Below are 8,168 nucleotides of genomic sequence, written 5' to 3' on the forward strand. Positions count from 1 at the left end.
CCTCTATGCCCTGTTCGACCGTATCGGGCTTTATGTTCCCTTCCTGGGGCTCAACACCCACGGCGGGGTGATCTTCGCCTACCTGGGCGGCATTGCCCTGCACGTGTGGACCATCAAGGGCTATTTCCCCACCCCTTTTTGCCCCCCCGGGGAACTGGGGGCCCCCGGCCGCGCCCCCCCCCAGCCCGGCCGCCGCCGCCCGGGCACTGGAGCACAGCGGCCAGCGCCTGCCCTTTATGGCACCGGACGCCTTGCTGGCCCGCCGGCCCGAGGCGGATCTGTTGCTGGTCGACGAGGCCGCCGCCATTCCTTCCGCCATGCTGCTGACCCTGGCCCGGCGCTACTGCTGCCTCTTCGCCAGCACCGAACACGGCTACGAGGGCACCGGCCTCGGCTTCCAGCTCAAGTTCCAGCCTGCGTTGGCCCGTCTGTCCCCGGGCTGGCGGAAATATCACCTGAGCGAGCCCGCCCGCTGGAGCCCAAGGGACCCGCTGGAGCCGCTGGTGTTCCGGCTGCTGGCGCTGGATGCGGATCCGGTGACGCCGCCGGCGGGCGGCGAGCTGCGCATCCATCGGCTCGAACCGCGGCAGCTGATCGAGGATGAATCCCTGCTGCGCCAGCTGTTCGGCCTGCTGACCCTGGCCCACTACCAGACCCGTCCCAGCGATCTGCGTCAGCTGCTGGACGCGCCCGGGCTGGAGCTGGTACTGGCCCGTCTGGGCGGCATACCGGTGGCCGCGGCCCTGCTGGTGCGGGAGGGCGAGCTGGATCCGGCCCTCGGCCAGGCCATCTGGGAAGGACGCCGCCGCCCCCGCGGCCATCTGCTGCCCCAGTCCCTGGCCTTCCACGGCGGCTTCCGGGAGGCCTGCCGCCTCAGTTACCGGCGCATCATGCGCATAGTGGTACACCCCCGCTGCCAGCAGCAGGGCATCGGCTCCCGCCTGCTCGACTGGCTCAAGCGGCAGGGCGGGGCCGATTTCCTCGGCACCAGTTTCGGCGCCAGCCCGGAGCTGCTGCGCTTCTGGCGGCGCAACGGCTTCCAGCCGGTGCGCATCGGCCTCGGCGTCGACGCGGTCAGCGGCCTGCACGCCGCCATGATGCTGTGGCCGCAAAGTCCGGCGGCCCGAGCGCTGTTGCCGGCCTGGCTGGGCCAGTTCGGTGCCGATCTGCGCCATCATCGCCAGGGGTTGCTGCGGGCGCTGCCGGACGCCTGCTGGCGGGAGCTGGACCTGCCTCTTCCAGCGGTCAGCCCCGGCCAGGACGAGCCGCGGGTACGGGATTTTGCCTTTGCCCACCGGGATCTGCCCGCGGATCAGCCTGCCCTGGTCCGCTTTTTGCGCCGCACTCCCCTCCCCGCCACGCTGCCAGCACACCAGCTCGCCCTGCTGGAAGCCCTGCTGGCTCCCGGCGCCAACCCGGCCGAGGTGGCCAGGCGCCTGGGGCTCAAGGGACAGAAGGACGCCATCCAACAACTGCGCCAGGTGGTGCAACAGTTGCTGCCTCCGCCGGCAACGGATTGTTAAAGCCTCCCGATTGGAACTAGGCTATAGAGGAAAAGCCTTTCTATTCAGTCACCTTTATTCAAGGAAGATGCAGATGGAACTTCTCACAGAGCTACTCTCCGATATCAATACCCTGGTCTGGGGGGTGCCCATGCTGGTGGGCATACTGGGCATAGGCCTGTACCTGCAGTTCGGACTCGGCTTTATGCCCATCCGCCGGCTCGGCACCGGTTTCCGCCTGCTGTTCACCAAGGTAGAGAAAGGCAGTGGCGAGATCTCTCCCTTCAATGCCCTGATGACGGCCCTGTCCGCCACCATAGGCACGGGGAACATCGCCGGTGTGGCCACCGCCATCTTCTTCGGCGGACCCGGCGCCCTGTTCTGGATGTGGATGACCGCCCTGGTGGGCATGGCCACCAAGTATTCCGAGGCGGTCTGCGCCGTGAACTTCCGGGAAACCGACAAGCTGGGCAACCACGTGGGTGGTCCCATGTACTACATCAAGAACGGGCTGGGACCAAAGTGGGCGTGGCTCGGCGTGGCCTTCGCCATCTTCGGCGGCATCGCCGGCTTCGGCATCGGCAATACGGTGCAGGCCAACTCGGTGGCCGACGCCCTGCGGGCCTCCTTCGGCCTGTCCACCCTGGCCACCGGCGTGGTGTTGATGATACTGGTCGGCGCCGTGCTGATCGGCGGCATCCGCTGGATCTCCGAGGTGGCGGGCAAGCTGGTGCCGCTGATGACGGTGTCCTACTTCGGCGCCGGCCTGGTGGTGCTGGCGCTCAACATCAGTGCCATTCCCTCCGCTTTCATCCTGATCGTCGAGCACGCCTTCACCCCCATCGCCGCCCAGGGCGGCTTTGCCGGGGCCGCCGTCTGGGCCGCCATCCGTTTCGGGGTGGCCAGGGGCGTGTTCTCCAACGAAGCCGGCCTGGGCAGTGCCCCCATCGCCCATGCCGCCGCCAGGACCGACAGCCCGGTGCGTCAGGGGCTCATCGCCATGCTCGGCACCTTTATCGACACCATCATCGTCTGCTCCATCACCGGCCTGGCCATCATCGTCACCGGCAGCTGGACCAGCGGCGAGGCCGGCGCCTCCCTCACCACCCTGGCCTTCTCCAGCGCCATTCCCGGCGGCCAGTATGTGGTGTCGCTCGCCCTGGCGGTGTTCGCCTTTACCACCATCCTCGGCTGGAGCTTCTATGGCGAGAAATGCGTGCAATACCTGTTCGGCATCAAGGCCATAGTGCCCTTCCGCATCGCCTGGATACTGGCGCTGCCGGTGGGGGCCACCCAGTCCCTGGAGTTTATCTGGCTGCTGGCCGACACCCTCAACGCCATGATGGCCATCCCCAACCTGATCGCCCTGGCGCTGCTGAGCCCGGTGGTATTCCGGCTGACCCGTGCCTACTTCGCCAAGTCGTGAAATAGGGTGATATCGCCGGTATTGCTGGCTACAGCTATACCGGCCGCCACTGGTATACTGCCCCCAGCCAACCACCAGGATCAGATGACATATGCATCCCCACCCAAGCTATTCGGCACAAGCCATCGCCGACCTTCGCAAACGGTATCCCCTGCTCACCCCGCTGATGGCCCTGCAGCCGGTGAGCTGGTTCAACCCGGAACGGGCGCCGGTGGAGCTGGCCCTGCCGGCCCTGAGCCTGACCACGGGTGATGTGGCCGATGCCAGCCGGCGACTGGCCCGCTTTGCCCGCTACTTCTGCGCCGCCTTTCCCGAGACCCGGGAACAGCAGGGCATCATCGAATCCCCCCTGCGCCCCATTCCCGCCATGCAGCAGGCGATGGCCGAGCACTACGGCCAGCCGCTCGGCGGCAGCCTGTTGCTGAAGCTGGACAGCCAGTTGCCCGTGTCCGGTTCCATCAAGGCCCGCGGCGGCATCTACGAGGTATTGCAGCATGCGGAAAAGCTGGCGCTCAAGGCCGGCCTGCTGCACCTGGACGACGACTACGCCAAGTTGCACAGCGAGGAGTTCCGTGACTTCTTCGGCCGTCATGCCATCGCCGTGGGCTCCACCGGCAACCTGGGGCTGTCCATCGGTATCATCGGCGCCAGACTGGGCTTCAGGGTCAGCGTGCACATGTCGGCCGACGCCCGTCAGTGGAAGAAAGACCTGCTGCGGGCCCAGGGGGTGACGGTGGTGGAATACGACAGCGACTACTCGGTGGCGGTGGCCCGGGGCCGGGCACAAGCCGAGCAGGATCCGCTCTGCCACTTCGTCGATGACGAAAACTCGGTGCAGCTGTTCCTGGGCTATGCGGTGGCCGGCGAGCGGCTCAAGGCCCAACTGGCCCAGCAGCAGATAAAAGTGGACAAGGAGCACCCCCTGTTCGTGTACCTGCCCTGCGGCGTGGGCGGCGGTCCGGGCGGGGTGGCCTTCGGCCTCAAACTGGCCTTCGGCGATGCCGTGCACTGCATCTTTGCCGAGCCTACCCACTCCCCCTGCATGCTGCTGGGGGTCTATACCGGCCTGCACGACGATATTTCGGTACAGGATCTGGGCATCGATAACCTGACCGCCGCCGACGGCCTGGCGGTAGGCCGTCCTTCGGGCTTCGTCGGGCGCACCATGGCTCCCATGCTGGACGGCTTCTATACCCTGGAGGATGAGGAAATGCTGTTCCTGCTGGGGCTGCTGGCGCGCAGCGAAGGCATCAGGCTGGAACCCTCCGCCCTGGCGGGCATGCCGGGACCGCTGCGGGTATTGACCGAAACCGAAGGCTACCGCCAGCGGCTGGGATTGACCCCGGCCCGCCTGGCCCGGGCCCACCACCTGGTGTGGGCCACCGGCGGCGGCATGGTACCGGCGGCCGAGATGGAAACCTACCTGGCCCAGGCGGCCTCAGCCAAACCAGCCGCGGTTTAGGCTGTCCTTGCACTGCCAGTACTGCTCGGCATAACGCTGGGCGCGGCCCTCGACCTTGCGCGAGGTATTCAGCAACCAGCCCTTGCGCCGGTGGCTGCCGCGCCGATAGCCGCCCCAGCCTTCGTGGTAGTTAAGGTACTGACCGTAGGCGTCCCACTTCGACACCCCATTGATGGTGCTGGTTTTATTCATGTACCAGCCCATAAAATCGAGGGCGTCGTCGAAATTGCTGCGACTGGCCCAGCGATTGCCGCTTTCCCGCTGGTAGTCGGCCCAGGTCGCCTTCTTGGCCTGGGCATAGCCGTAGGCATCGGAAGCCCGGCCATAGGGAATGAACAGGAAATAACGCATCGGCGGCCGGGCATCGTGGCGGAACATGCTTTCCTGGTACATCATCGCCATGGTCACGTGTACCGGCGCCCCCCACTTTTCCCGTGCCTTGTTGGCGGACTTGTGCCAGCCCTTGTGTTGTTCGAAAATGGCGCAGATATTCTCGGGATTACGCGGTGGCGAGGCGGCACAGCCTGCCAGGAGGCTGGCCAGCGCCAGTATCAGCCACTTGCCTTTATTCTGCCATCTCACCTTCATCTGTCCGGGATAAGCTGTTCTGTATGAGAACCATAGTGCCCGCTTCCGGCGATGAATGCCAGCCGGCTGGCGACAGCCCCGAGTCAAATAAATTTTTAATCACAACAGGTGCATAACTATTTTTTGTCACCCGACGGCATAGGGATTAGAATTGATAGCGGCCCAGCCGCCGTGCCGCCACCACCTTCAGACGCTCAACCAAAGGAAAGCTGATGCACTTTTATTTTCCCATCGTCATCATCGATGAAGACTTCCGCTCCGAGAACACCAGCGGCTCGGGCATCCGTGAACTCGCCTCCGCCATCGAGAAGGCGGGCATGGATGTGGTGGGCTATACCAGCTATGGCGATCTGACCTCCTTCGCCCAGCAGCAGAGCCGGGCCGCGGGGTTCATCCTGTCGATCGACGATGAGGAGTTTGACGGTGGCCAGGAAGAAGCCCAGGAAGTGCTGGGGCAACTGCGCCGTTTCGTGGATCAGATCCGCCACCGCAACCCGGACATTCCCATCTACCTCTACGGCGAAACCCGCACCGCCCGCCATATCCCCAACGCCATACTGCGCGAGCTGCACGGCTTTATCCACATGCACGAGGACACCCCCGATTTCGTGGCCCGACACATCATCCGCGAAGCCAAGAGCTACCTGGATTCCCTGGCTCCGCCCTTCTTCCGTGCCCTGACCCACTATGCCCACGACGGCTCCTATTCCTGGCATTGCCCCGGCCACTCCGGCGGCGTGGCCTTCCTGAAGTCGCCCGTCGGCCAGATGTTCCACCAGTTCTTCGGCGAAAACATGCTGCGCGCCGACGTCTGCAACGCGGTGGACGAGCTGGGCCAGTTGCTGGATCACACCGGCCCGGTGGCGGCCAGCGAGCGCAACGCCGCCCGTATCTTCAACGCCGACCACCTGTTCTTCGTGACCAACGGCACCTCCACCTCCAACAAGATAGTGTGGAACTCCACCGTGGCCCCGGGCGACATAGTGGTGGTGGATCGCAACTGCCACAAGTCGATACTGCATGCCATCATGATGACCGGCGCCGTGCCGGTGTTCCTGATGCCGACCCGCAACCATTACGGCATTATCGGCCCCATTCCCCGCAGCGAGTTCGAGCCGGCCCGCATCCGCGAAAAGATGCAGGCCAACCCCTTCTGCCGCGAGATCCTGGCCAGGAACCCCAAGGCCAAGCCCCGGGTGCTGACCATCACCCAGTCCACCTACGACGGCATTCTCTACAATGTGGAAGAGATCAAGAGCCTGCTCGACGGGGAAATCGAAACCCTGCACTTCGACGAAGCCTGGCTGCCCCACGCCGCCTTCCACGACTTCTACGGCGACTATCACGCCATCGGCGAGGGCCGGCCGCGTTGCCAGGACTCCATGGTGTTCTCCACCCAGTCCACCCACAAGCTGCTGGCCGGCCTGTCCCAGGCTTCCCAGATCCTGGTGCAGGACGGCGAGGCCAACAAGCTCGACCGCCATCTGTTCAACGAAGCCTACCTGATGCATACCTCCACCAGCCCCCAGTACGCCATTATCGCTTCCTGCGACGTGGCGGCGGCCATGATGGAAGAGCCGGGCGGTACCGCCCTGGTGGAAGAGTCCCTGGCGGAAGCCCTGGAATTCCGCCGCGCCATGCGCAAGGTGGATGACGAATACGGCGACGACTGGTGGTTCACCGTCTGGGGTCCGGATGACCTGACCGATGACGGCCTGGACGAACGGGATGCCTGGATGCTGCAGGCCGACGCCGGCTGGCACGGTTTCGGCGACATCGAGCCCGGCTTCAACCTGCTCGACCCCATCAAGGCCACCATACTGACCCCGGGCCTGAACATGAAAGGCGACTTTGCCGAAACCGGCATTCCGGCGGTGGTGGTCACCAAGTACCTGGCCGAGCACGGTATCGTCATCGAGAAAACCGGGCTCTACTCCTTCTTCATCATGTTCACCATCGGCATCACCAAGGGCCGCTGGAACACCATGGTGACCGAGCTGCAGCAGTTCAAGGACGACTACGACAACAACGTGCCGCTGTGGAAGGTGCTGCCGGAATTCGTGCAGAGCCATCCCCGCTACGAGCGGGTAGGATTGAAGGATCTGTGCGATCAGATCCACCAGATCTACAAGGAAAACGACGTGGCCAAGCTGACCACCGAGATGTACCTGTCGGATCTGGTGCCGGCCATGAAGCCGGCGGATGCCTTCGCCAGGATGGCCCACAAGGAAATCGAGCGGGTCCCGCTGGATGAACTGACCGGTCGCACCACGGCGGTGATGGTGGCTCCCTACCCGCCGGGTATTCCGCTGCTGATCCCGGGTGAGGTGTTCAACGACATCATCGTGAATTACCTCAAGTTCGCCCGGGACTTCAACCAGCGCTTCCCCGGCTTCGAGACCTATATCCACGGCCTGGTGGCCGAGGAGCACCAGGGTGAAACCCGCTATTTCGTGGACTGCGTCGCCCGCTAACGCCATCAGGCACAAAAAGCCACCTTCGGGTGGCTTTTTTGTGTAGCTTGATGACAAAGTCGTTTGCTCTAAAGGTAGTTTGGAATTTGAGCACTCCTGGTACGTGGCCTGCCGCCATGGTTTGGGAGTTGTACGCCCTTTTGGGGCGCGGGCGGCCCGCCCGCATGGAGTGTAACGCCGGTGGTTTGGGTGTGACGTCGGGGCCCGGCGGTTCCCGCATTGCGGGAATGTAGGCAGGCCGCCTGCGCTCCAGGACGTTCGCTTCATGCCCACTTGGAACATCGCTGTCGTCCGAACCCAAAAGCCACCCGAAGGTGGCTTTTTTTGTCTGTGATGGCGGAGCGGCAAAGGCACCGCCTTTGCAGCGGAGGCGCAGCGCGCCGACATCATCCAGCCGTCCGGCGCCGCCAATACGAAAAAACCCCAGCATTTCTGCCGGGGTTTTGAGTGATGGCGGAGCGGACGGGGCTCGAACCCGCGACCCCCGGCGTGACAGGCCGGTATTCTAACCAACTGAACTACCGCTCCGCAAAAGCGGTTTGTAGGGTCCACTTCAGTGGACCGGTCGAATCTCATCGACGCTACAAATTTGGGTGCCTGGCAGTGACCTACTTTCACATGGCAGCTGCCACACTATCATCGGCGCGGGTGCGTTTCACTTCTGAGTTCGGCATGGGGTCAGGTGGGACCACAACGCTATCGCCGCCAGGCATAAA

5 protein-coding genes, 1 tRNA gene, 1 rRNA gene and 1 pseudogene are annotated in these 8,168 nt (G+C 64.3%); 5 read left to right on the forward strand and 3 right to left on the reverse strand.

Annotated elements, in window-relative coordinates; all coding sequences use genetic code 11:
• The 4 genes and pseudogenes from malG to dsdA form a co-directional block, all read left to right on the forward strand.
• Window positions 1-133: pseudogene (gene malG, locus CGX12_RS20300) on the forward strand (maltose ABC transporter permease MalG); the annotation flags it as partial.
• A complete protein-coding gene (locus tag CGX12_RS18090; RefSeq protein WP_254918342.1) occupies window positions 93-1,523 on the forward strand; it encodes a GNAT family N-acetyltransferase in 1,431 nt (476 codons plus the stop codon). The pseudogene malG and the gene CGX12_RS18090, both read left to right, overlap by 41 nt.
• Before the next feature lie 73 nt (window positions 1,524-1,596).
• Window positions 1,597-2,928, forward strand: a complete 1,332-nt coding sequence (locus tag CGX12_RS18095; protein WP_094041244.1) for an alanine/glycine:cation symporter family protein — start codon at window positions 1,597-1,599, stop codon at window positions 2,926-2,928.
• A 91-nt stretch (window positions 2,929-3,019) separates the two neighbouring features.
• Window positions 3,020-4,390, forward strand: a complete 1,371-nt coding sequence (dsdA, locus tag CGX12_RS18100) for a D-serine ammonia-lyase (RefSeq protein ID WP_094041246.1) — start codon at window positions 3,020-3,022, stop codon at window positions 4,388-4,390.
• Here the strand turns inward: dsdA and CGX12_RS18105 are convergent.
• Window positions 4,367-4,978 carry a transglycosylase SLT domain-containing protein gene (locus CGX12_RS18105; protein ID WP_094041248.1) on the reverse strand — a complete coding sequence of 204 codons (612 nt, stop codon included), beginning with the start codon at window positions 4,976-4,978 and terminating at the stop codon, window positions 4,367-4,369. The genes dsdA and CGX12_RS18105 overlap by 24 nt on opposite strands.
• A gap of 212 nt (window positions 4,979-5,190) precedes the next feature.
• Here CGX12_RS18105 and CGX12_RS18110 point away from each other — a divergent pair, with 212 nt between their 5' ends.
• Window positions 5,191-7,452 (forward strand): arginine/lysine/ornithine decarboxylase, encoded by a 2,262-nt coding sequence (locus CGX12_RS18110; protein WP_094041249.1) that lies wholly within the window; start codon window positions 5,191-5,193, stop codon window positions 7,450-7,452.
• A 451-nt stretch (window positions 7,453-7,903) separates the two neighbouring features.
• Here the strand turns inward: CGX12_RS18110 and CGX12_RS18115 are convergent.
• Window positions 7,904-7,980: transfer RNA gene (locus CGX12_RS18115), tRNA-Asp, on the reverse strand.
• A 67-nt stretch (window positions 7,981-8,047) separates the two neighbouring features.
• Window positions 8,048-8,162, reverse strand: a 5S ribosomal RNA gene (rrf, locus tag CGX12_RS18120).
• Window positions 8,163-8,168: the final 6 nt, after the last annotated feature.

This window comes from Zobellella denitrificans, assembly GCF_002237365.1.
Classification (GTDB): Bacteria; Pseudomonadota; Gammaproteobacteria; order Enterobacterales; family Aeromonadaceae; genus Oceanimonas; species Oceanimonas denitrificans.